Here is a 22,527-nt window from a genome sequence, read left to right on the forward strand (position 1 = left end):
GAGCTGGATAAGCCCGCCGATCACCGCGAAGATGTTCTTGATCCGGTGCGACAGCTCCTGGCTGATGACTTCGCGTTCCTCCAGCGCCAGCTTCTGCTCGTGTATGTCCGTGCAGGTGCCGAACCAGCGCGTGATCTGGCCCGTGTCATCGCGGATCGGCAAGGCGCGGCCAAGCACCCAGCGATACGTGCCGTCGAAGTGCCGAAGGCGATATTCGATCTGGTACGGATCACCAGTCGACAGACTGTGCCGCCAGACCGTCCAGGCACGTTCCCGATCGTCGGGGTGAAACATGTTGTTCCAGCCCGCGCCATCGGTGGTGCCAACGGGCACGCCGGTGAATTCATACCAGCGGGCATTGTAGTAGTCGTGAAAGCCGTCCGGCAGCGTCGACCAGACCATCTGCGGCATGGTATCCGCGAGCGTGCGGAAGCGCACCTCGCTGTCGGCGAGCGCCGCGCGTGCGCGCGCCGTGGACTTGCGCTGTTCCCGCTGCTCCCGCGCCGCGCGCCGGGCTTCGAGCCGGGCCATCGCCGTCGTGGCCAGGATCTCCAGCCCGCGCGTCTGAAAGGGCGTCAAACCATCGCGCGGTAATGCGTCCAGCACGCAAATAGCGCCCAACGGGATGTTTTCGCGCGTGGTGAGCGGTGCGCCGGCGTAGAAGCGGATGTACGGGGGCCCGGTGACCAGCGGATTGTCGGCGAAGCGCGGGTCCTTTGACGCGTCCGTCACTTCCATTAGCCGCTCGCCGTGCATGGCATGCGCGCAAAAGGACTGGGAACGCGGCGTTTGCTCCAGATCTGTGCCCAGGCGCGACAGAAAGACCTGCGCGTCCTCCTCAACGATGCTGACAAGGGCCGTTGGCGCGCCGCACAGCTCCGCCGCGAAGGAGACCAGGTCATCCAGCACGCCTTCCTCCCGCGCGCCGGCGAGATCGTAGAGCGCCAGGGCCTGCTTGCGCATGTCCTCATCATTGATGGGTGGGGAGAGCAGTGTCACGTTTCCAACCGGTTGGGTTCATCGCCGGTCGGCCGACCGTTGATGGTTAATATGGGTCAGCCGCCGTCAAAGGTCGATGGCCGATTGCTGCTCGCCCGATCGACTGGCCGGGCGGGCAGCGAAGCAGTCAAGCACCGCATCCCGCATCGGCTCGATCGATCCTCTCGGGGGAACCAGCTAACAACTGCCTGAGTCCGGAATTTGATCCTCCGACGACCAGATCAGCGCTGTGCATGCAGGGTAGCGCATCGTTATGGAGCGTGAAGAGTTTGGAGATCCAGGCTGGGGAGACGCAAGGCTATGCGTCGTTGTGCCATCAAAAACGGCGCGATTGTTGAGGATCGATAAGGGAGAGATGTCATGCGCATGCCGGCCATAGCAGCGGCTTCATTGATCCTGGCGTCGTGCGACAGCAGCGCGCCGCAGAACGTGGCAGCGCCAGCCCCTGCCGAGCCGATGACGAACCAGGCGGCGGAGGTGGTCGCCCTGCCGGAAGGCCAGCGCAATGCGGTGTTGCTGCGCGCGATCCTTGATGCTGGTCTGCCCTGCCAGGGCGTATCGAGTTCAGAGCCGCTCACGACCGGCGGCTCTACGGCGGACTGGCAGGCGCGGTGCACGGACGGATCGACACACATCGTGCAGGTGAAAGCGGATGGTACCGCCATGGTGGTGAGCCGCGCGACCGCTCGTTAGGCAGCCCTTACGCGGGTAAACGCACGCGCGACCGCAGCGATTTTGCGAACGCGCGTGCGAGCGACGACGGCCGATCGTCTGATCAACCCGTCCGATCAGAACGGGACGTCGTCGTCCAGATCGTCGGCGAAGCCGCCACGCGACTGACCAAAGCCGCCGCCCTTGTTGCCGCCCCCACGGCTTCCACCGCCGCTGCTGCCGCCACCGAAGTTGCCGCCACCGAAATCGTCGCCGCCGCCGAAATCATCGCGGCCACCGAAGTCACGGCCGCCGCCGCCACCACCGCCGCCGGCACCGCCGCCCGGACCGTCCAGCATGGTCAGGACGCTGTTGAACCCCTGCAGGACCACTTCAGTCGAGTAGCGATCCTGCCCATTCTGATCCTGCCACTTGCGGGTCTGCAGCTGGCCCTCAATGTAGACCTTCGAGCCCTTGCGCAGGAAACGCTCGGCAACGTTGGCGAGGCCTTCGTTGAAGATCGCGACCGAATGCCATTCGGTCTTTTCCTTGCGCTCGCCGGAGTTGCGATCCTTCCAGCTCTCGCTGGTGGCGATGCGCAGGTTCACGACCTTGCCGCCGTTCTGGAAAGAGCGCGATTCGGGATCGCGCCCGAGATTGCCGACGAGAATAACCTTGTTAACGCTGCCTGCCATTGGGGCCCCTTAGAGGCCCGCGGCGACCGCGAGCCAGTATGTGATTCCGGCCATGATGTAAGCGGCGGCGAACAGATAGCCAACCATGAAGAGCGGCCATTTCCACCCGTTCGTCTCCCGCTTGGTGACGGCGATCGTGGAGATGCATTGCGGAGCAAAGACGAACCACATCAAAAAGGCGAGGGCGGTCGGTAGCGACCAGCGATGCTGAAGGTTCTCGATGATCGTGCGCTCGCCCGCGGCATCCTCGGGATCATCCACGGCATAGACGGTGCCGATCGCCGCCACCGCGACTTCGCGCGCGGCCATGGCCGGGATCAGCGCCAGCGAGATGTCACGATTGAAGCCGATCGGGGCGACCACGACCTCGATGCCGCTCGCGATCCGCCCGGCGACGGAATAGTCGACTTGGCTTTCGCCCTCGGGCGCCTGCGGGAAGCTGAGCAGCAGCCACAGGACCACCGTGGTGGCGGCGATGATCGTGCCGGCACGCTTGAGGAAGATCACCGCCCGGCTCCACAGCCCGAGCGCGACATCGCGCAGGCGTGGCATCTGGTATTTCGGCATTTCCATCATGAAGCCCGAGGAATCGCCCTTTGTGATCGTGCGGCGAAGCACCAGCGCGGCGACGAACGCGCCCACGATCCCGGCAAGATAGAGACCAAGCAGGACAAGCCCCTGTAGGCCGACCCCCGGGCCGACTGCCGTATTGGGGATGAAGGCGCCGATAATGATGGTGTAGACCGGCAGGCGGGCCGAGCAGGTCATCAGCGGCGCGATCAGGATCGTCGTAAGCCGGTCCTTCTCGTCGCTGATCGTGCGCGTCGCCATGATACCGGGAACGGCGCAGGCGAAGCTGGACAGCAAGGGAATGAAAGCGCGGCCGGACAGCCCGACGCCAGCCATCATCCGATCCATGAGGAATGCCGCACGGACCATATAGCCCGAGGCTTCCAACAGCAGAATGAAGGTGAACAGGATCAGGATCTGCGGCAGAAAAACCACCACCGCGCCGACGCCGGCGATCAAGCCATCGGTGACCATGGATCTGAGGAGATTGTCCGGAAGGACGCCGCGAACCGCCTCGTCCAGCGCCGCAAAGCCCCCTTCGATCCAGCCGATCGGCGCTTCCGACCAGCTGAACACCGCCTGGAACATGAGGAACATGAGCGCCACAAGCAGGACAGGCCCAATCACCGGGTGGAGGGCGACCGAGTCAAGCGCATGATTCCAGCGTCGAACCGGCGTTTCGGAGACGATAGCCGCCCGGGCGATCTCTCGCGCACGGCGCTGCAGCTGGGGCAGCGAGTCCGCGCTCTCGGGCAAAGGTAGAGAATCCTGCTGTCCGCCACCCTCAACCGCGGTGGTGAGAGCGGCCCGCAACGTATCCAGCCCGCGCTTGCGAACGGCAACAGTGGGCACCACGGGCACGCCGAGTTCACGGGAAAGCGCATCGGCCGAAAGGGTAAGCCCATCCCGCTCCGCCAGATCGACCATGTTGAGGGCGACGACCACCGGGAGACCCAGCGCGATCAACTGAAGCGCGAACCGGAGGTGAAGATCGAGGTTGGCCGCGTCGACCACCACGACCAAAACGTCCGGCCGGCGCTCGCCCGCCTGACGGCCGAACAGAACGTCGCGCGTCACCTGTTCGTCCGGGGAGGACGGATCGAGGCTGTAGGTGCCTGGCAGATCGACCAGTTCGACCGGCCGACCATCATCAAGCGACAGGCGACCCGAATGGCGCTCCACCGTCACGCCGGGATAGTTGCCGACCTTTTGACGAGCCCCTGTCAACGCATTGAACAAAGCGGACTTGCCGGCATTGGGATTGCCGACAAGTGCGACCAGCGGAAGAATGCTCATGTCAGTCGGTCGTCACCGTGATGGCGGCGGCGACATTGCGCCGCAGGGCTATCGTCATGCGGCCGATGCGGCACGCGAGGGGGCCACGGAACAAGGTCGCCCGGTGCAGCAACTCCACCGACACGCCCTCCTCAAAGCCGAACTCACGCAGGCGGCGGGCTTCCGGAGCGGCGAGCCGATCCCAATCGATGGCGGAAACCGTTGCCCGACGACGAAGCGGGAGCGATTCGAGAGGAAGGGGGGCAGGAGCAAGCACGCGAGCATTCTAACGGCATTGCGAATGGTTATCAATTCACGCCGCTCAACGGTGCGCGCTTTTGCTGCTGATCACACCACCGGATAGCGCAACCGACCCACGAAACGAGTCAGGCTTGGGCGGCGCTGTGCGCGGCGAGTGATCCCAGCCTTGGCCTTTTCGAAACGCATGATCCCGTCGATCCGCCGCGCGAGGAAGGCGCGCGTATCGGCATGATCCTCGCTCTCGTCGTCCAGGAACACCGTGACCGTCGCGCCATAGACGGCAAGCAGCATCGCGCGTTTTGTGTAGTGATTATAATCCGCCACAACGTCGCCGGCTGCGCGCCACATGGTGTCGACGCTACGCCAACCAAGCTTTGCCGCGGTCGCGACATTCTGGGGCATGGCGAGGATGGCGAGCGCGCGCCGGAGCGCCTCGCGGTGCGGCGCCGTGGCAGCCAGCCTACCTTCGACAAGCGCCGTGATCCGCTGCCGGATCTTCATGGCTGCGAGCCGCTCGGGCGGAAGCGTCACCAGCATGGCGGCATCTACGCTTGCGAACCAGGCATCGATCATGTCCACCGCCCCGCCCGGAAAGGCGAGGGCCGCCACATCGCGATCGATCCCGTTCATCTCCGCCGCCATGTCCCGCGCCGCCGCGCCCCAGCCGTCGAATGCCGCGTTTTCGGCGATGGCGGGGGCGAGAAGGGCACGAATCTCGTCGAGCGTGAGGTCTGCGCTATCGGTCATGACGGCCATATAGGCGTGTCGGTGGGGCAATTGCCACTAGCGGGCTCGGGGACGGAAGCAGGAGGTCTTGTTCGCCTGTCCGGTGCCGGGTCAGTCGGCAACGAGCGGGCGACGCTCAGGTGCGATCCGGACCAGAACCAGCGCAGTCGCGACCAGCACCGCTCCCACGAAATCCGCCGCGCCAAGTGCCTCGCCATAAGCGAGCCAGCCGACCGTTGCGGCCACCACCGGCTGGGTTAGCAGCGCTAACCCGATCACCAGCGGGCTGAAACGGCCTAGCGCATAGATCATCAGGCCTTGGCCGATCACCTGGCTGCACAGCGCAAGCCCGAGCAGCGGCGCCCAATCTTCGGGCCAGACCTGCTCGCCCAGGAGGACCGCAGCGACTAGCAACGGCAGAACCGTCGCCGCGGATGACAGCCCAAGCGCGGGAAGCGGAGCCATGCTGGCCCGAGCGCGCGCCATGAGGATGAAATAGCCTGCATAGAGAATGCCGGCGATCAGGCAGAGAAGGTCACCGATCAGATTCTGCGGATCAAGTTGGTAGGAACGCCCCATCAGCAACGCGGCCCCCACCGCAGCCAACCCAAGCGCCAGCCCCTGCATCCGCGTCGGCCAGGTTCGGGCCACGAGAAAGCCGTAGAGTGGGAAAACGAATGTCGCGGCGTTGCCGAACAGTGTCGCGTTGGCGAGCTTGGTGTGGTGGATGCCGACATGCCAGCTGGCGAGATCGCCAGCGAATAGGATGCCGGACCCGGCAAGCACCCAGCCAAGCCCGCGCGCGCTGGCAATCGGTCGCCCGCCGGTGAGGGTCGCCAGAAGGAGCAGCACCGGAGTGGCAAGACCAATACGCCAGAAGCCCGCCGCGACGGGGCCGACATCCGTCAGCCGCACGAACCACGGGCCGAACGCGAGCGCCAAATTGCCCCCGAGCAGGGCGGCAAAGGCCAATGCTCCACCACTTGGGCGCGATGTAGCTTTTCTTGGGGCCGGTGCCTCGTGCATGCTGCCCCGTAACCACCTAAGTCGGGCAAGTCCCGTAGCAAAGTGCAACGGAAGGGGAGTTTGAAATGCCAAGCCTGTTTGATCCAATCGAACTGGGTGCCATTCGCGCCGCAAATCGCGTGCTGATGGCACCGCTGACCCGCACGCGGGCCGACGACGATCACGTGCCCACCGAGATGATGATCGAATATTATCGGCAGCGCGCCGGCGCCGGCCTGATCATCTCCGAGGCGACCGGCATCAGCCGGCAGGGACTGGGCTGGCCGAATGCGCCGGGCATCTGGACCGATGCGCAGACCGAGGCATGGAAGCCGATCACCGAAGCGGTACATGAGGCGGGCGGCAAGATCATCGCCCAGCTATGGCACCAGGGCCGGCTGGCGCGCCCCGATGTGAACAAGCTGCAGCCGCTCTCGGCCTCCGTCACGCGGGCGCCTTATCCGAACCCGGCGAAGAACCCCTATGGTGAGGCGCGCGCCGCCACGCTGGACGAGATCAAGGAAGCGATCGAGCAATATGCGCAGGCGGCACGCAACGCGTTGGCGGCCGGGTTTGACGGCGTGCAGCTGCACGGCGCCAATGGCTATTTGATCGACCAGTTCCTGCGCGACAACACCAACCTTCGTGATGACGATTACGGCGGCTCGCCGGAGAACCGCATCCGCTTCATGAAGGAAGCGGTGGAAGCGGTGATCGCGGTGGCAGGCGCCGAGCGCACCTCCATTCGCCTGTCGCCCAATGGCGAGACTCAGGGCGCCGACGACAGCAATCCCGAGGCGGTTTTCATTCCCGCCGCCAAGGTGCTGGACGAATTGGGCATCGCCTTCCTCGAGTTGCGCGAACAGGCGCCGGACGGCACCTTCGGCGCGACCACCGTGCCCAAGTTGAGCCCGGCGATCCGCAAGGTGTTCACGCGCCCGTTGGTGCTGAACCAGGATTATACGCTGGATAAGGCGCAGGCCGATCTGGACTCCGGGATCGCCGATGCAATTGCCTTCGGCCGGCCGTTCATCGGCAATCCGGACTTGGTGGAGCGGCTGCGTGCCGGTGCTCCGCTGGCGCAGGATAATCCCAAGACTTGGTATTCGAAGGGGCCGGAAGGATATATCGACTATCCGTCCTATCAGGAACAGGCGGCCGCCTGATATCGCCGGTGCCGCCCCGCGCCACGCGCGTGGGGCGGCGCCTCGTGATCTGCGCTATCTGAAGGCAAGACGCCTTTGCGCAGGTCCCTTTGTTTACCACAGTCTGGGGCCTGCAGGCGGCACCATCGCAGATCCGTTTCGGCCTCGTGCGTTCGTCTTGGCGATTGTAGTGCGACGCCTTACGCCGCTGATTGGATTTTCAGCGGATCCCAGGCGATTAGGTTTGCCGACTCATTGGTCTTTACGCGCGCAGCGAAGGAAAACGCGTCCACCGAAGTGAAGCTTTCGTCTAAAATTGCGTAGCCGTAGCTATGAAGAAGAGCGATCAGCTCACCAGAGGAACTTCCTGCCCGCTCCAGCGCACTCGGACCCATTTCAAAAATGATTGCTGGGCGGTATCGTTCAAGAGTTTTGGCGGCGCCGCGTAGGACGTCGACTTCATGACCATCCGTATCGATCTTGATCAGGTCAACCCTTTCAAGCGCGTGCTCCTCAGTGACTTGGTCTATCGTGTAGAATGTCACGCGCTCGTGCGTATTGGTCACCGTGTCGTCGATGCGATAGCCGTTGATGACGAACATGTCGCCTTGGCCACTCCGGTTACCGCTGGCACCTAGCACGGGTGTGATGTTTGACATGGCGTTCCGGCGCGCATTGGTCGTCAGCCGCTCCATCGCCCAAGGTGACGGCTCGATTGCAACAACCCGGCCTGCGGGGCCGACGCAGCGCGCGGCCCAAAGCGAAATGAGGCCGATATTCGCGCCTACGTCGATTACCGTACCCCCCGCAGGTGATAGGCGCTGCACCGCGGCGAGCGTTTCCGGTTCATAGTCGCCATCGAAGTAAAGCCGCATGTCCATCGACTGAGCGGGATCAAGCATCACCTTCATGCCGCGCCACGTGAACGGGAAGGGCGCACGGCCGCGCGTCAGCGGGCCAAGGACGAGGCTCTTGATCTTACGACGTGCCGTAATCTGAAGCGGCAGGCGCCGGTAAACGGTAGTCGCCGCGCGCGTGAGTGCATTGCCCATGTCGTCCCCGCTTCCATGTCGATCCGGTGAGCAGCGGACCACAGCCCTGAGAACAGCGCAAAGGAAGATACAGCGAGATCGGTGCTAAACGCCCGCGTCGCAGATCAGGGCGCGCAATCGTTCGCGTGCGTTACGCCGAGTACGCCCATCAGTCGTTGAAGCGAGTAAGGTTTCCGCAGCAGCGGAAAGCCGTGATTGCCTTCTTCGGCCAGTACGTGGCTATAGCCGCTCGTCAGCACCACGCGGCAGTTCGGCCAGCGTCGCTCCACTTCTTTCGCGAGTTCAACGCCGCTCATGCCGGGCATGACAACATCGGTGAATACCAGGTCGAAGGCGCCTTTCGCCTCGATTAGTATGTTGAGCGCGGACTCCGCGTTCGTCGCCCAGACCGTCGACTGGCCGAGTTCTTCCAGCAAGGCGAGCGCGAACCGCCCGACGACTTCATTGTCCTCCACCATCAGTACGCGCTGCGTCGGCAGCTCGTTGCGCAACTGGGCCGGGGTGGCGCTGTGGTGATCGGCGGTAGGCCGCACCGTTGAGCGCGGAAGGTAGATCGTGAAGGTGCTGCCTTCACCAAAGCGGCTATAGACGCTGATTTCGCCACCGGACTGTTTGGCGAAGCCATAGGCCTGGCTGAGGCCAAGGCCGGTTCCTTTGCCGACTTCCTTCGTGGTGAAGAACGGCTCGAAAATGCGCGCCTGCGTCTCGGCATCCATGCCGGTGCCGTTATCCGTCATGTCGACCGCGACGAAATCACCCTCGATCGCGGCATGGCGGCGAACCGACGGCACGTGGCGGACGTTGCGAGCAACGATCCGCAACTCTCCGCCTTGCGGCATCGCGTCGCGCGCGTTGATCGCCATGTTGAGCAGCGCGGATTCAAACTGGTTGGGATCCGCGCTGACCGAGCCGACATCCTCGTCGATCTCGATCCGAACAGATACCGGCGAGCCGACCGTGGTGGTGATCAGCCGTTCCAGGCCGCGAACCCGCTCCCCGACCGAGAAGGTCTCGGGCTCCAGCGGCTGCCGCCGAGCGAAGGCCAGCAGCTGGCCCGTAAGTTGCGCCGCGCGATCGGCGGTTTCCGCAATGGCCGAAATATACCGCTGCCGCCTTTCCTCAGTCTGGTTCGGCAGCAGCAGCAGATCCGCCGAGGCTCGAATGACGGTCAGCAGATTGTTGAAATCGTGCGCGACGCCGCCGGTCAGGCGGCCGATCGCCTCCATCTTCTGACTGTGCGCCAGGGCTTCGCGCGCGGTCTCCAGCTCCTCCTGCGCACGGCGGCGCTCCGTCACGTCGCGCGTGATCTTGGTGAAGCCGGTCAGCACGCCGGCGTCGTCATGGATCGGGTCTATCACGACATGCGCCCAAAAGGTCGTGCCGTCCTTTCGGACGCGCAACGCCTCCTTCTCGAACGTGCCCTGGAGAAGAGCGGTACGCAGCGCCTTGGCCGGTTCGCCCGCCGCCCGATCCGCCTCGGTGTAGAAGCGCGAAAAGTGATGGCCGATGATTTCTTCGGCGCGATAACCTTTGATCGCCTCCGCCCCAGCGTTCCAGCTCGACACGTTGCCGTCCGGATCCAGCATGTAGATGGCGTAGTCGCGCACGCCTTGCACCAGCAGGCGGAACTGCTGCTCGCTGCGGAACAGCGCCCGTTCCGCCTCCTTCTTTTCGCTGATGTCCCTTGTGACCTTGGCGTAGCCGATCAGGGTGCCCGTCTCATCGCGCACGGGATCGATCACGACGCTGGCCCAAAAGCGCTCGCCGTCCTTGCGGACGCGCCAGCCTTCAGCCTCGAACTTACCTTCCTGTGCCGCTGTTCGCAGCGCGCGCATCGGCAATCCGGTGGCGCGGTCTTCCGGCGTGTAGAAGCGGGAGAAATGCTCGCCGATGATCTCGGCGGCGACATAGCCCTTGAACCGCTGCGCGCCCGCATTCCAGCTCGCCACGAAGCCGTCCGCGTCCAGCAAGTAGATCGCGTAATCCCTCACCGCATCCAGCAGGAGCTGGACGCGGCGCTCGTTCTCCATCGCGAGCAGGTGCTGGTTGCGGGTCGCACTCATCGGTGAACGGGCCTATGGGGCTGGCAACAATTCCGCAATGAAAATGGCAGGTTTTCATGCGCTTTCTGGCTGCCCGCGGCCTTGCGGACACATGATGTCGCGGCGCCCCTTCCGTGGGAAGGGACGCGCGTTCACTTGTCCTTCGTCAGCGATGTCTTTCGCTCGATCGTCTGCTTGTTCGGCTGTCCCTTGTCGAGCGTGTCGGAGGGGCGCATCGCATCGCCCTCCTTCTGGTGTTCGGTCGACAGGTTCGGGCGCTTGGTTTCGGTGGTGCCGTTCTTGTCGCCATCCTTGTCCATCGCTGCTCTCCTTACTCGGCGGCAACCGACAGGAGCGGCATTCGATCCGTCTGGCGCAGTTCCTCCGCGAACCAGGTGCAGGTGCGCGACAGGCCATCCTCGAGCGGCACGAGCGGCGCCCAGCCGAGCAGGTTCTTCGCGCGGGTGATGTCCGGCTTGCGGCGGCGGGGATCGTCGACGGGCAGCGGCTGGTGGTCGATGCGCGCCTTGGTCCCGGTCATGGCGACGATGCGGGTGACGAGATCGCCGACGGTAAGCTCGTTGGGGTTGCCGAGGTTGACCGGCTCGGCCCCTACCGTGTCGCTGTCCATCAGTGCGATCAGTCCGGCTACGAGATCGCTGACATAGCAGAAGCTGCGCGTCTGGCTGCCGTCACCGTAAACCGTCAGCGTGTCACCCTGCAGCGCCTGGCAGATGAAGTTGGAAACGACGCGGCCGTCGTCCGGGTGCATGCGCGGGCCGTAGGTGTTGAAGATGCGGGCGATGCGTACATCGGCGCGCTTAAGACGCGCAAAGTCGAGCGCCATCGCCTCGGCCGCGCGCTTGCCCTCGTCATAGCAAGCACGCGGGCCGGTGCAGCTGACCGCGCCGCGATAATCCTCGCGCTGCGGGTGGACTTCGGGATCGCCGTAGACCTCGCTGGTGGAAGTGAGGAGAAAGCGCGCGCCGGACGCCTCGGCGAGGCGGAGGAGGTGATCGGTGCCGAGCACGCAGGTGAGCATCGTGTGCTCGGGATCGGCCTGGTAATGCGGCGGGGACGCGGCGCAGGCGAGATTGTACACGCGGGTGATCCGCTGGGTGAGATCCGTCACCTCGGCCGGCAGCTTGTCGATTACGTCGGCCTTTACGAAGCTGAAGCGCGGGTGATCGATCAGATCGTCGAGGTTCGTCGCGCGCGACGTCTGGAGATTGTCGAGGCACAGCACAGTTTCGCCGCGATCGAGCAGCGCCTGGCACAGGTGTGAGCCGATGAAGCCGGCCCCGCCGGCGACAACGGTGACGGGAGCGTTTGTCTTATCCATGTGGGGCTTGCTCCGGCTGGGGTGGGGCCTTGCGGCTTGGGTGAGATAAGTTTCGAGCTGTTCAGCGCGGTGCTGCGCAGTGTGCGCGGCGAGGACACGGGCGCGGGCGGCCGCACCCAGCGCGCTGGCGTCTTCGTCAAGCGCGGCGAGCGCCTGTTCGGTGGTGTCGGCGAGCATGATCTCAGCGCCGGGGGCGAACAGATCGTCGATGCCGTCCCAGCGATCCGAGAGGATCGGCGTGCCGCACGCGCCGGCCTCGAACAGGCGGACCGAGGGCGACCAGCCGGCGGCGATCATGTCCGCGCGGGTGACGTTCAGGGTCATGCGCGAGGCGCTGTAGAACGCCGGGTGATCGGCGGGCGGCAGGTGATCGATGCGGGTGACGTTGGCCGGCCAGTCGATGTGATCGGGATATTGCGGGCCGGCGACGGCGAACTGCAGGTCCGGGCGGCGTCGGGCGGGCTCGATCAGCAGCTTCTCCAGCGTTGGCTGGCGATCGTCGCTGTAGGTGCCCAGGTAAGACAGTGCCCAGCGCTTGGGCGTGTCCTGGGGCTGGTACCGCTCGGCATCGACGGTGCAGTAGAGCGCGCGGGCGGCCTTGGCGCCGTACTGGCGCTCGATCCGGTCGAGCGTCGGGCCACCGGTGAACGACAGGTACAGGTCGAAGCCGGGGATCACCTCGGGCGAGAGATATTCGTAGTCGCCGCGGTCGAGCTTGGCGAGCGTGACAGGTGTGTCGATGTCGTAGAAGCCGGTGACGCCCTTGGCATGGGCCTGGACGTATTTCGCGACGGCGACGCCCTCGGGGACGTAAGAGCCGACGATCACCGCATCGGCCTCGGCGATCGTGTCGCGCCAGGTCTCGAGATCAGCGAGGTCGGCGTAATAATCGAGCCGGCAGAAATCGGGATCGACCAGGTCGCGGCGGTCGCCGGCGTACCAGGGCACGGTGCGCTCGAGAAAGTGGATGTCGTGGCCGCGCGCGGCAAAGCCCGACAGGAGCGCGCGCCAGGTGGTGGCGTGGCCGTTGCCCCAGGAGGAGCCGAGACTGAGGCCGAGGACGACGAGCTTCATGCGGCCACCTTCGCGGTCTCGGCATGAGCGCGGAACAGTTCGTCCACCTGGCGGGCGCGCAGTTCGTAGGTGTGGTGGGCGAGGACGCGCTTGCGGGCCGCTTCGCCGATCGCCCGCGCGCGCTCCGGGGTGAGATCCGCCAGCAGGTCGGCGACGTCCTGGCCGGTGCGGGCGACGAGGACTTCCTCGCCCGGGATCAGGAACTGTTCGATGCCCTCCCAATAATCGGTGATGAGACAGGCGCCGGCACCGGCGGCCTCGAACACGCGGGTGGCGGGGGAGAAGCCGACCGCCGCCATCGAATCGCGCGCGATGTTGAGCACCGCGATCGGCGTGCAGTTGAAGGCGTTGTGGTCCGCGGTGCCGACATGGCCGAGGTGGCGGACGTTGGCGGGCATGTGCTTGTCGTGCCAGCCGCTGCCGCCGATCAGGAACTGACGCTCGGGCAGCGCGGCGGCGGCGGCGAGGAAGAATTGCTCCACGCGGGCCTCGCGGTCGGGCAGGCGGTTGCCGAGGAAGGCGAGGTCGCAGGCGAAGCGATCGTCGGGGGCGACCGGGTGGTGGGTGTCGGGATCGACGGCGTTGTAGACGGGAATGCAGCGCGCGGCACCGAGCGCCTCATAGGCTTCGACGACCGGCGGGCCGCCGCCGTAGGTGAGCACCATGTCGAGGTGCGGCAGGGCTGCGCGGACGGGATGGTTTGGATCAGCGCGGATCTCGTCCAGCGTGGCGGCGGCGTCGACGTCCCAGAAGATCTTGAGCGCATTGGGGCGGGCGTGCTCGACGATGCCGGCGATCAGCTCCGCGTCGAACACGCCGACGCCGCTGGCCTTCACCACTACGTCCGCCTTGTGCGCCTCGGCGAGGACCGAGCGCAGGCCTTCCTCGGTCGCCGGATAGACGACCGAGGTGGCGTATTCGGGCGGGTCGATGTCGCGGTTCTGCTGGCGGTCGAAGGCGTCGGGTTCGTAGAAGGTGATCTGGTGATCGTGTGCGGCCAGGGCCTTCAGGATGCCGCGGTAATAGGTCGCAGCGCCATTCCAATAGGAGGACAGCAGGCTCGATCCGTAGAAGGCGATCTTCATGCGGCTTCTTTCGTTGGGGTGTCGTCTCGCAGGCTGGCGACGATGGCCAGTAGCTGGTCGACGCGGTGCGCGCAGGTGTGGCGCGCCTTGATGGTGGCGAGGCCGTGCGCGGCGAGCGATTGGCGGAGGCCCGCATCGTCGCGAAGGGCGGTGAGATGGCGGGTCATTTCCGGGCCGTCTCGGGCGACCAGATAGTCGCGCCAGGGTGTGAACAGTCCTTCGGCGTCGTCCCACGGCGCCGACACTAGCGGGATGCCGCAGGCTAGCGCCTCGAACACGCGGATCGTCGGGATGCCGGGGAGGATGGTGGCATAGTAACGCCGCGGCACGTGGACGGTCGCGAGGTGGCGCGCGAAGATGTCGGGCGCGGCAGCATTGGGCGCCCAGCCATGGTAGCGCACGCCGTAGCGATCGAGCGTCGCCAGCGCCTGCGCCGGATAGCGCACGCCGTAGATGTCCAGCGGGAGCTTCGCACCCTGCGCCGGAGCGAAGAGGAAGCGTTCGAGTTCTTCGGTCCGCTCGCCGTCGCCCCAGTTGCCGATCCAGACGAGGCCTTCGCGCTCGCCCTCCTCGACCGGCGGGTGAAAGCGGCGGAGGTCGGCGGCTTCGTGCCAGGTCCAGACGCGCTTGCCCCAGCCCCAGGTGCGGTAGATCTCGCTCAGCGTCTCGCCGAAGGCGAGGACGCCGTCGTAGCCGCTGAGGTCATAAGCCTTCATCGCTTCGGGTTCACTGACCGCGCGGTGATGCGTGTCGTGGAACAGGAGGGTGAAGCGGGCGCCGCGCTTGCGCAGCGTGCCGATCGCCGCGACGAGTTCGTGGTCGTTCCATTCGTGGACGATGACGAGGTCGGCGCTGTCGGTGAGCTGCTCGACCGGGGTGCCGGGGGCGTAGGTGGTGGCGGTGAGTTCGGGATAGCGTTCGCGCCAGGCCGTCAAACCTTCCTCGCCATGGTCGGCGAGAAGGTTGGCGAGGCTCCAGGCGCCTTCCGGTTCGTAGGCGACGACGTCATGGCCGCGCGCGACTAGCTCGCTCAGCACGCCGCGTAGGAAATGCGCATTGCCGTGGTTCCAGCAGGAGGCGAGGCTGTGGGTGAAGTAGACGATCCTCATGCCGCGGCCCTTTCGTTGGCGCTGGCGTCGGCATAGAGCGACAGCATGGCAGTGGCGGTGGCGGCGAGCGTGTATCGCGCGCCGCGATCGGCGGCCGCCGCGCCCAAGGCAGCGCGGGCGGCATCGTCAGCGAGCAACGCTGCAATCGCGTCGGACCAGGCGGCGGGATCGTCGCCGGCGACGAAGAGCGCCGCGCCGTCCCACAGCTCGCGGAAGGTCTCGATGTCCGACAGGACCAAGGCGCAGCCGGCCTGCGCTGCCTCCAGCACGGCGAGGCCGAACGGCTCGAAGCAGGCGGCGGAGACGAACACCGGTTGGGTGGCGAGCATCGCCGTCATGCTGTCCGCCGTGAGCTCGCCGAGCAGGTGGAGGTGCTCGACGGGGACCGACGCCCCATGCGGCGCGCGGGTCGGGCCGGCGGCGTAGAGCGGCGCGGCGAGGCGCGCGGCGGCGGCGTCGAGCAGGGGCGTGCGTTTCACCTCGTCCCACAGCCGTCCGGCGGTGAAGGCGATGTGGCGCGTGCGGACGGGGGCGACCGGCGTGGGCGTGCGGCCATTGTGGATCGCGACCGGCAGCTCGCACAGGCCATAGGTACGCGCGACGGTGCGGGCGTAGCTTTCGCTCGGCGCGACGACGCGGGTGGCGCGACGCAGGCCTTGCGCGGCAAGCGCGCGGTGCCAACCGAATTTAGGATCGAGTGGCGAACCGGGGCGCGCGGCTTCCCACCAGGTCGCGACGCAGCCGTGCGCGGCGACGATCATCGGCAGGTCGCCAGGCAGGGTCGCCGCGAGCGCCGGCTGGTTGACGTGGATGAGATCCGCACGGTGCGCGGTTGCGAGCATCGCGATCGTCGCCGCGGCATGCTGCACCGAGACAGCATCGTCGGTGAGCCAGTCGAGCGGCTCGCCGGTTTCCACCAAGGTCGCGCGCTGGATGCGCGCGACCTCGGCGCGCTGCGCCTTGGAGGGGGCAGGCCCGAGCAGGACGAGGATCGTGGTAACGCCTGCGTCGCTCAGCGCGGCGGCGAGATCAACGGCGTAGCGCCACACACCGCCCACCGCATCAACCGTCATCAGGATGCGCTGGGGCGCAGCGCGCATCAGACGGCGACCTTCATGGCAGGCTGCTGCGCGCCAAGGGGAAGGCCGCGTTCGTCCGACAGCCAGGTGGCGAGGCGGCGCAGGCCGGTGCGCCAGTCGGCGGGCTTGGCGAGGCCGAGCGCCTCTTCCGCGGCGCGGCGGTCGGCGACGAAATAGCGCTGGTCGCCGGCGCGCCAGCTGCCGAAGCGCAGGTCGATCGGACGGCCGACAACCGTCTCGATCTCGGCCAGAACGGTGCGCAGGCTGACGGCATTGTCCGGGCCGCCGCCAAGGTTGAAGACTTGGCCGCTGTGCTGGTCGATCTGGCGCCAGAGCGACCGGTACGTGTCGACCGCGTCGCTGACCTCGAGGATGTCGCGGACCTGATGGCCGTCGCCGTAGATGTCGATGCCGCGGCCTTCGAGCGCGCGGATCAGGAAATGGGCCACCCATCCCTGATCCTCGGTGCCCATCTGCCGCTCGCCATAGATGCAGCTCATCCGCAGCACGGCACTCGGCACGCCATAGCTGCGGGCGTAATCGAGGACATACTGGTCGGCGGCACCCTTGGAACAGCCGTAAGGCGTGTGGAAGTCGAGCGGTCGGCTCTCGCCGATGCCATAGGCGTTCACCAGCGGATCGACCGGCTGGTAACCGCGATCGGTCTCGTCGAAGGTGAGATCGGCGAGATCGCCATAGACCTTGTTGGTCGAGGCGAAGATCACCGCTGGCGTCTGCGCGGCGGTGCGCGCGGCTTCCAGCACGTTCAGCGTGCCGGTGATGTTGATCGCGAAGTCGGCGCGCGGATCGACCAGGCTGGTGGTGACGGCGACCTGCGCGGCCATGTGGAACACGGCCTGCGCTCCCTGCACCGCCGCGGTCATCGCGGCCTCGTCGCGGATGTCGGCGACGCGCACGTCGATCTTGTCGCCGTGGTTCGCCTTCAGCCAATCGAGGTTCCGCTTTACGCCATCGCGAACGAGCGCATCATAGACGATGACGCGGTGTCCTTCGCCGGCAAGGCGATGCGCAAGGTTGCTGCCGATGAACCCCGCGCCGCCGGTGACGAGGATCGGACGCTGATCGTCTGTCATGCGACGAGCCCGCGCTTTTCGAGTTCGGCGCGCGCGTGGCTGACGCGATCCTCGGCGGTCTGCTGCGCGACCCAGTCGGCGAGGACGGCCAGTTCGGTCTCGAAATCGGCGGTGGCGCGGAAGCCGAGCTTCTCCGCTGCGAGTGACGTGTCGCAGAAGCAATGACGAATGTCGCCGACGCGGGCTTTGCCGACGATCTCCGGCGCGGCGTCATTCTGGCCCATCGCGCGACCGAGCGCCTCGGCAACCTCGGTGACGGAGCGGTCGTGGCCCGAACCGACGTTGAAGGTGCCACCGACCGCCTCGGGCAGGACCAAAGCATCGGCGAAGGCGCGGGCGACGTCGCCGACATGGACGAAGTCGCGGCGCTGTTCGCCATCCTCAAACACCATCGGGCGCTGCTTGTTGAGCAGGCGCGAGGCGAAGATCGCGAGCACGCCGGTGTATGGGTTGGAGAGCGCCTGGCTTGGGCCATAGACGTTGAACAGGCGCAGGCAGACGCTTTCGATGCCGTAGGGCGCGCCCATGATGTGGGTGGTGCGCTCCTGCACGTATTTGTTCAGCGCATAGATCGAGGAGAGCGCCGGGCGCTTGGTCTCGGGCGTGGCGACGGGGGTGAGCGGGCGACCCTGCGCGTCGGTGGGATCCCATTGGCGCATGCCGTCGCGGATCATGCCGCGCGCCGCGTCCTCGACCAGCGTGCCATCGGCATCGCGGTACAGGCCCTCTCCGTAGATGCTCATGGAGGAGGCGGTGACGACGCGGCGCACGGGCCTGTCGATCAGCCGTTCGAACAGTACCGCGGTGCCGACGTCGTTGACCGAGGTGTAGCGCTCCACCTCGTACATCGACTGGCCCACGCCGACTTCCGCGGCAAGGTGGACGACGCTGTCGATGCCGTCGAGCGCCTTCGCCACGGCATCGCCGTCGCGCACGTCAGCGACGACCAGCTCGGCCTCGGGAGAAAGGTTGGCGGGACGCTGGCCGCCATCACCGTGGACTTGCGGCAGGAGATTGTCGAGGATACGCACGCGGTTGCCACGGCGGAGCAATTCTTCGGTGACAAAGCGCCCGATGAACCCGGCGCCGCCCGTGATCAGAATATGTTCGCTCATCAGTCCCCGCTTTGTGTTTGTTCTGGTTTTCCGCCGGCTTAGCGACGGCCCCACGGGAGCAGGAACATCTTCATCTACCCTTTGTTCCCGAAGCGATATGATCGCGGTGCGACTTCGCGCGCTTTTCCGGAACGCGGATGCGGGCCGTCCGTTGGGGACGTCTTCAACAAAGATGCGTCGGGGGACTGATTGGCGGCGATTATTCATCTCGTTCGGCACGGCGCGCATGCCGATGCCGGTCGGGTGCTGACGGGGCGAGGGGGAGACGACGGTCTCGCTGCGGCCGGGGCGGCGCAGGCCGCCTGGGCCGCCGAGCGACTGGCATCGCAGGCTATAGTTCGCGTGGAAAGCAGTCCGCAGCGACGGACACGCGAGACGGCCTCAGTGATCGCGGCTGCCTGTGGCATCGCCCCCCGGATCGTCGATGCGCTGGACGAACTCGACTTTGGCGACTGGACCGGACGGGTCATCGCCGATCTGGACGGTGATCCGGCCTGGGCGCACTGGAACACCGCCCGGGCAGCCGCGCAAATTCCCGGCGGCGAGCGGATGACGGATGCCGTGGCGCGCGCGGTGGAACACCTCCATGAGCTCGGCGCCGGCACATGGGACGGAGCGATCGTCTGCGTTTCTCATTCGGACATCATTCGCGGGGTGGTGGCGCATTACCTTGGCTTGTCGCTCGATCGCATGCTGGCGTTCGACGTCGATCCGGGCTCGATCACCAGTCTGGTGGTGGGAGAATGGGGCGGGCGGTTGTTGTCGCTGAATGTACGGGCAGCGTGATGGTTCGTCAGTCGGCCGTCTTCTCATCCAAAGCGTCGAGCACCTGTTCGGGTGAGACGTCCCGCTTGATCTCGTCGATCTCCGGGTCGCTGCCCACGCCCATCTTCTGCGCCATTCGCTCGATCATGCCAGCAAGGCGCGTCAGTTCATGTTCGGTCAGCAACGAGATGTGGAGATCTAGGTCCCCGCGCCGGTCTGCCGCAGCGGACATGCGGTTTTGCGAGATGAGCACAAATGTGGACAGGAAGATCGCCTCAACCGACGCCTCCATCGCAAGGATCACGAAGGTGGGATCGAACGGCCGCAAACCGGGAATCCAGCCCAGGTTCCAGACGATCCATCCACCGAACAAGGCGGCGTGCAGCGCCACGAAGCGCATCGAGCCGGCGAACTGCGTAATCCGATCCGCGATCCGATCGCCCAGCGGCGCACGCTCAGCCTCCCGCTCGGCACGGGCGGCGAGCCGCTCAATATTGTCGCGCAGGGTATGCGCCATCTGACCGTCACTCATACTATCATCAACCCGGCATTGCTGCCGGCGGCAAACGCGCCAGACGGCGAAATCGACCATCCAACATCGTGCGAAAGGCGGTAAACAAGTGACCGAATTGATGCAGGCAGCAGTGCTACAGGGCCCGGGTTCGATCAGCGTCGAACAGGTGCCCGTGCCGCAGCCGGGCCCGGGCGAAGTGCGGGTGCGGATCGAAGGGTGCGGCGTCTGCGCTTCCAATGTCGAGCCCTGGGAGGGGCAGCCCTGGTCAAGCTGGCCAGGCGCGCCGGGCGGCCTTGGTCATGAGGCCTGGGGCGTAGTGGATGCGGTGGGGCAGGGTGCCGATATGGCGGTCGGCACGCGCGTGGCCATGCTTTCCGAACGGGCGTTCGCCGGTTATGACGTGGCGCCGGTCGAAAAGGTCGTGCCGTTGCCGCCGGCGCTGAACGGCCAGCCGTTCCCCGGAGAGCCGATCGCCTGCGCCGTCAACATCTTTCGCCGTGCGCAGATCGAGCCGGGCCAATGGGTCGCGATTATCGGTATCGGCTTTCTCGGCGCCATCCTGACGCGGCTGGCGAGCGAAGCGGGGGCGAAGGTCATCGCGATCTCCCGGCGCGAGGAGTCGCTCGAACTGGCTCGAAAATTCGGGGCGGAAGTGACCATACCGATGATCGATCATTACAAGATCATCGGCGAGGTTGGGCAGCGTACCGGCGGCAGCTTCTGCCCGCGTGTGATCGAGGCCGTCGGCAAGCAATGGCCGCTGGACCTGGCGGGCGAACTGATCGGCTTCGGCGGGCGGCTGGTGATTGCCGGCTATCATCAGGATGGTCCGCGCCAAGTGAACGTGCAGAACTGGAACTGGAAAGGGATCGACGTCGTCAACGCGCATGAGCGCGACCTGGCGGTTCAGATGCGCGGACTGCGCGAGGCGGTCGACCTTGTCGCCAGCGGCCGGCTTGATCCGACGCCGCTTTACACGGGTCGCTACCCGCTCGATCGACTCAACGAGGCTCTGACCGCCACGCGCGACAAGCCGGGCGGATTCGTGAAGGCGCTGGTTACCATGGGGTGAAAGCGTCGCGCACGGCGCTTCAATGGCTTAGCGGGAAAGGGCCAATTCGGGCTTTTGCGCGAGCCATTGAAGCGTTCGAAAGTGCAGCGTCAGGAATCCTAGGATCATCCGCGATTCGCAGCCGGCGTAAAAACGGGCGTTCCGTTTTATTTCAGCAAAAACAGCAAGTTATAAGTTTTTCGACGCATTTTCGCGGCCGGGATCGAGTCAAGGCGGTATATTTCGGAAATGTGGCAAGGCCCGGACTTGATCGACTCACAGGCCTGTTCCTAAACCTTGCTCAGTCGGCTCGGCACGTTCTGCCTGAGGCGCTCAAACGAACCATCGTCGTAGCCGACCGTGGCGGGGGCCACATCGGGGGACAGTTTTGCTCTGTTGATTTGTGGTCGCGACCCCGTGTCGCGGCCCTAGGAAAGGTGTGCGTGCCGTTGTCACAGTTTGTGGTGCCAGACGATGCGGGGGAAATGGCACGGGCATGGGCACGGGTGCGGACCAACCTGCGCGAGTCCGCCGGGGCGCGGCTGTTCGACCAATGGCTGAAGCCGATGCAACTGGACGACAGCGGCGATGATGATCGCGTTCGGCTGACACTGCCGTCGGCGTTCATGACCAACTGGGTTCGCAGCCACTATGCCGATCGGCTGTTCCACGAATTCCGCGCAGTCCTGCCGCACATTCGCGCCGTTGCGATCGAGACGGCCCCGACGCGCCACACGCCTGCGGTGATCACGATGGCGCCGGCCGAAGCGCCTGCGCCTGTGCTCTCCGCACCAGAGGCTCCCGAGCCGTCGGACGTGGAGCGTCCGGCATTGGAGCCGCGCTACACCTTTGATCGATTTGTCGTGGACGCGTCCAACCGCGTCGCGTTCAACGCGGCCAGGGCGCTGGCGGAGCCTGGCCCTGTTCGCTTCAGCCCGCTATTCCTTCATTCCGGCACTGGGCAGGGCAAGACGCATCTGATGCATGCGATCGGCCATTCCTTCATTGCGGCTGTTCCTGGCGCCCGCGTGATCGCCATGTCGGCCGAGCGCTTCATGTTCGATTTCGTGGCGGCGCTGCGTGCCCGCGACACCTTCGCGTTCAAGGCGCGGCTGCGCTCTGCGGACCTGCTGCTGATCGATGACTTACAGTTCATCGCCGGCAAGGATGCGACACAGGAAGAGTTCTTCCATACGGTGAACGAGATCATGGCAGCGGGCAAGCGCCTGGTGATTTCCGCCGATCGCTGCCCACAGGCGCTGGACGGCATCGAACAGCGGATCCTCGGGCGGATGGCAATCGGCCTGGTGGCCGACATCAAGGCGCCGTCGCTGGAACTGCGCCGCACGATCCTTGACCGAAAGGTCGCCGATCTGCCGGATACCAGGGTTCCGCACGAGGTGCTGGACATGCTGGCGGCGCGGATCACGGGCAACATCCGCGAGCTGGAAGGCGCGCTGAACCGCGTCGTCGCTTATGCCCAGCTGACCGGTGAGACGATCGATCTCGACTTTGCAATCGCGACGCTCGGCGATGTGCTGCGCGGCAGCCAGCGCCGGGTGACGATCGACGAGATCCAGAAGCTGGTGTCCACTCATTTCGACCTAAAGCCGATCGACCTTGTTTCGGCGCGCAGGGCGCGCGCGGTGGCGCGGCCGCGGCAGATCGCGATGTACCTGTCCAAGCGGCTGACGACACGGTCGCTGCCGGAGATCGGCCGCAAGTTTGGTGGGCGCGACCACTCCACAGTGATCCACGCGGTGCGGCGGATCGAGGAGTTGCGTGACAGCGACCGCGAGGTTGATGGCGCGGTGCGCACCTTGATGCGCGAACTGGAAGGCTGATCGCTCTTGCCGCCAGGTGACGCGTGGCGAAACG

At 65.8% G+C, this 22,527-nt stretch carries 21 protein-coding genes; 5 read left to right on the top strand and 16 right to left on the bottom strand.

The features are described 5' to 3' along the window. Nucleotides 1-963, bottom strand: a 963-nt coding sequence (locus AX702_RS14450; RefSeq protein WP_156455504.1) for a PAS domain-containing protein, incomplete at its 3' end; no start/stop codon positions are given. A 396-nt stretch (nucleotides 964-1,359) separates the two neighbouring features. Here AX702_RS14450 and AX702_RS14455 point away from each other — a divergent pair. Then, nucleotides 1,360-1,692 carry a hypothetical protein gene (locus AX702_RS14455; RefSeq protein WP_066780722.1) on the top strand — a complete coding sequence of 111 codons (333 nt, stop codon included), beginning with the start codon at nucleotides 1,360-1,362 and terminating at the stop codon, nucleotides 1,690-1,692. Between the two features lie 95 nt (nucleotides 1,693-1,787). Here AX702_RS14455 and ssb read toward each other — a convergent pair whose 3' ends face one another. From ssb to AX702_RS14480, 5 genes are all read right to left on the bottom strand, one after another. Beyond that, entirely contained in the window at nucleotides 1,788-2,345 is a 558-nt protein-coding gene (gene ssb, locus AX702_RS14460; protein WP_066780724.1) for a single-stranded DNA-binding protein, read from the bottom strand. A 9-nt stretch (nucleotides 2,346-2,354) separates the two neighbouring features. Beyond that, complete coding sequence (feoB, locus tag AX702_RS14465; RefSeq protein ID WP_066780726.1) at nucleotides 2,355-4,211, bottom strand: ferrous iron transporter B; 1,857 nt, start codon at nucleotides 4,209-4,211, stop codon at nucleotides 2,355-2,357. Between the two features lies 1 nt (nucleotide 4,212). Further along, the gene (locus AX702_RS14470; RefSeq protein ID WP_066780728.1) at nucleotides 4,213-4,467 is read right to left on the bottom strand and encodes a FeoA family protein; all 255 of its coding nucleotides are present in this window, start codon (nucleotides 4,465-4,467) and stop codon (nucleotides 4,213-4,215) included. Nucleotides 4,468-4,538: 71 nt separating this feature from the next. Then, nucleotides 4,539-5,207 (bottom strand): COQ9 family protein, encoded by a 669-nt coding sequence (locus AX702_RS14475; protein WP_443026304.1) that lies wholly within the window; start codon nucleotides 5,205-5,207, stop codon nucleotides 4,539-4,541. Nucleotides 5,208-5,288: 81 nt separating this feature from the next. Beyond that, entirely contained in the window at nucleotides 5,289-6,203 is a 915-nt protein-coding gene (locus AX702_RS14480; protein WP_066780729.1) for a DMT family transporter, read from the bottom strand. 65 nt (nucleotides 6,204-6,268) lie between these two features. Between AX702_RS14480 and AX702_RS14485 the strand changes: the two genes are divergently transcribed. Next, nucleotides 6,269-7,348, top strand: a complete 1,080-nt coding sequence (locus tag AX702_RS14485; protein WP_066780732.1) for an alkene reductase — start codon at nucleotides 6,269-6,271, stop codon at nucleotides 7,346-7,348. Nucleotides 7,349-7,527: 179 nt separating this feature from the next. Here AX702_RS14485 and AX702_RS14490 read toward each other — a convergent pair whose 3' ends face one another. The 9 genes from AX702_RS14490 to AX702_RS14525 all read right to left on the bottom strand — a co-directional run bounded on the left by AX702_RS14490 (nucleotide 7,528) and on the right by AX702_RS14525 (nucleotide 18,319). Then, nucleotides 7,528-8,379: an FkbM family methyltransferase gene (locus AX702_RS14490; protein WP_066780733.1), complete on the bottom strand. Its 852-nt coding sequence runs from the start codon at nucleotides 8,377-8,379 to the stop codon at nucleotides 7,528-7,530. A 104-nt stretch (nucleotides 8,380-8,483) separates the two neighbouring features. Beyond that, nucleotides 8,484-10,442, bottom strand: coding sequence for a hybrid sensor histidine kinase/response regulator (locus AX702_RS14495; protein WP_197420624.1), 1,959 nt, complete (start codon nucleotides 10,440-10,442; stop codon nucleotides 8,484-8,486). Nucleotides 10,443-10,573: 131 nt separating this feature from the next. Next, the gene (locus AX702_RS22605) at nucleotides 10,574-10,741 is read right to left on the bottom strand and encodes a hypothetical protein (RefSeq protein ID WP_197420625.1); all 168 of its coding nucleotides are present in this window, start codon (nucleotides 10,739-10,741) and stop codon (nucleotides 10,574-10,576) included. 11 nt (nucleotides 10,742-10,752) lie between these two features. Next, on the bottom strand, nucleotides 10,753-12,837 hold the full coding sequence (locus AX702_RS23880; RefSeq protein ID WP_082746281.1) for a bifunctional glycosyltransferase/UDP-glucuronate decarboxylase: 2,085 nt from the start codon (nucleotides 12,835-12,837) through the stop codon (nucleotides 10,753-10,755). Beyond that, on the bottom strand, nucleotides 12,834-13,922 hold the full coding sequence (locus AX702_RS14505) for a CgeB family protein (protein WP_066780735.1): 1,089 nt from the start codon (nucleotides 13,920-13,922) through the stop codon (nucleotides 12,834-12,836). Before AX702_RS14505 ends, AX702_RS23880 begins: the two co-directional genes overlap by 4 nt. Beyond that, nucleotides 13,919-15,031: a CgeB family protein gene (locus tag AX702_RS14510; protein WP_066780737.1), complete on the bottom strand. Its 1,113-nt coding sequence runs from the start codon at nucleotides 15,029-15,031 to the stop codon at nucleotides 13,919-13,921. Before AX702_RS14510 ends, AX702_RS14505 begins: the two co-directional genes overlap by 4 nt. After that, complete coding sequence (locus tag AX702_RS14515) at nucleotides 15,028-16,131, bottom strand: glycosyltransferase family 4 protein (RefSeq protein WP_066780739.1); 1,104 nt, start codon at nucleotides 16,129-16,131, stop codon at nucleotides 15,028-15,030. The genes AX702_RS14510 and AX702_RS14515 overlap by 4 nt, the downstream gene beginning before the upstream one ends. Further along, nucleotides 16,131-17,204, bottom strand: coding sequence for an SDR family NAD(P)-dependent oxidoreductase (locus AX702_RS14520; RefSeq protein ID WP_066780742.1), 1,074 nt, complete (start codon nucleotides 17,202-17,204; stop codon nucleotides 16,131-16,133). The genes AX702_RS14515 and AX702_RS14520 overlap by 1 nt, the downstream gene beginning before the upstream one ends. Next, nucleotides 17,201-18,319 (bottom strand): NAD-dependent epimerase/dehydratase family protein, encoded by a 1,119-nt coding sequence (locus AX702_RS14525; protein ID WP_066780744.1) that lies wholly within the window; start codon nucleotides 18,317-18,319, stop codon nucleotides 17,201-17,203. The genes AX702_RS14520 and AX702_RS14525 overlap by 4 nt, the downstream gene beginning before the upstream one ends. A 189-nt stretch (nucleotides 18,320-18,508) precedes the next feature. Between AX702_RS14525 and AX702_RS14530 the strand changes: the two genes are divergently transcribed. Then, complete coding sequence (locus AX702_RS14530; protein WP_066780746.1) at nucleotides 18,509-19,105, top strand: histidine phosphatase family protein; 597 nt, start codon at nucleotides 18,509-18,511, stop codon at nucleotides 19,103-19,105. A gap of 7 nt (nucleotides 19,106-19,112) precedes the next feature. On the opposite strand, the gene AX702_RS14535 is transcribed toward AX702_RS14530, so the two are convergent. Then, complete coding sequence (locus AX702_RS14535) at nucleotides 19,113-19,616, bottom strand: DUF1003 domain-containing protein (RefSeq protein ID WP_066780748.1); 504 nt, start codon at nucleotides 19,614-19,616, stop codon at nucleotides 19,113-19,115. Nucleotides 19,617-19,704: 88 nt separating this feature from the next. Between AX702_RS14535 and AX702_RS14540 the strand changes: the two genes are divergently transcribed. Then, nucleotides 19,705-20,670 carry an MDR/zinc-dependent alcohol dehydrogenase-like family protein gene (locus AX702_RS14540; RefSeq protein ID WP_331710410.1) on the top strand — a complete coding sequence of 322 codons (966 nt, stop codon included), beginning with the start codon at nucleotides 19,705-19,707 and terminating at the stop codon, nucleotides 20,668-20,670. Between the two features lie 464 nt (nucleotides 20,671-21,134). After that, a complete protein-coding gene (gene dnaA / locus AX702_RS14545; RefSeq protein WP_082746282.1) occupies nucleotides 21,135-22,493 on the top strand; it encodes a chromosomal replication initiator protein DnaA in 1,359 nt (452 codons plus the stop codon). Nucleotides 22,494-22,527: the final 34 nt, after the last annotated feature.

Source organism: Sphingomonas sp. CCH5-D11 (genome assembly GCF_001557395.1).
Lineage (GTDB): Bacteria > Pseudomonadota > Alphaproteobacteria > Sphingomonadales > Sphingomonadaceae > Sphingomonas.

Bases quoted from the DNA above. Each gene is read 5' to 3' on its own strand.
- AX702_RS14455 (WP_066780722.1), top strand. From the start codon at position 1,360: ATGCGCATGCCGGCCATAGCAGCGGCTTCATTGATCCTGGCGTCGTGC.
- ssb (WP_066780724.1), bottom strand. From the start codon at position 2,345: ATGGCAGGCAGCGTTAACAAGGTTATTCTCGTCGGCAATCTCGGGCGC.
- feoB (WP_066780726.1), bottom strand. From the start codon at position 4,211: ATGAGCATTCTTCCGCTGGTCGCACTTGTCGGCAATCCCAATGCCGGC.
- AX702_RS14475 (WP_443026304.1), bottom strand. From the start codon at position 5,207: ATGGCCGTCATGACCGATAGCGCAGACCTCACGCTCGACGAGATTCGT.
- AX702_RS14480 (WP_066780729.1), bottom strand. From the start codon at position 6,203: ATGCACGAGGCACCGGCCCCAAGAAAAGCTACATCGCGCCCAAGTGGT.
- AX702_RS14485 (WP_066780732.1), top strand. From the start codon at position 6,269: ATGCCAAGCCTGTTTGATCCAATCGAACTGGGTGCCATTCGCGCCGCA.
- AX702_RS14490 (WP_066780733.1), bottom strand. From the start codon at position 8,379: ATGGGCAATGCACTCACGCGCGCGGCGACTACCGTTTACCGGCGCCTG.
- AX702_RS14495 (WP_197420624.1), bottom strand. From the start codon at position 10,442: ATGAGTGCGACCCGCAACCAGCACCTGCTCGCGATGGAGAACGAGCGC.
- AX702_RS22605 (WP_197420625.1), bottom strand. From the start codon at position 10,741: ATGGACAAGGATGGCGACAAGAACGGCACCACCGAAACCAAGCGCCCG.
- AX702_RS23880 (WP_082746281.1), bottom strand. From the start codon at position 12,837: ATGAAGCTCGTCGTCCTCGGCCTCAGTCTCGGCTCCTCCTGGGGCAAC.
- AX702_RS14505 (WP_066780735.1), bottom strand. From the start codon at position 13,922: ATGAAGATCGCCTTCTACGGATCGAGCCTGCTGTCCTCCTATTGGAAT.
- AX702_RS14510 (WP_066780737.1), bottom strand. From the start codon at position 15,031: ATGAGGATCGTCTACTTCACCCACAGCCTCGCCTCCTGCTGGAACCAC.
- AX702_RS14515 (WP_066780739.1), bottom strand. From the start codon at position 16,131: ATGCGCGCTGCGCCCCAGCGCATCCTGATGACGGTTGATGCGGTGGGC.
- AX702_RS14520 (WP_066780742.1), bottom strand. From the start codon at position 17,204: ATGACAGACGATCAGCGTCCGATCCTCGTCACCGGCGGCGCGGGGTTC.
- AX702_RS14525 (WP_066780744.1), bottom strand. From the start codon at position 18,319: ATGAGCGAACATATTCTGATCACGGGCGGCGCCGGGTTCATCGGGCGC.
- AX702_RS14535 (WP_066780748.1), bottom strand. From the start codon at position 19,616: ATGAGTGACGGTCAGATGGCGCATACCCTGCGCGACAATATTGAGCGG.
- dnaA (WP_082746282.1), top strand. From the start codon at position 21,135: ATGGCACGGGCATGGGCACGGGTGCGGACCAACCTGCGCGAGTCCGCC.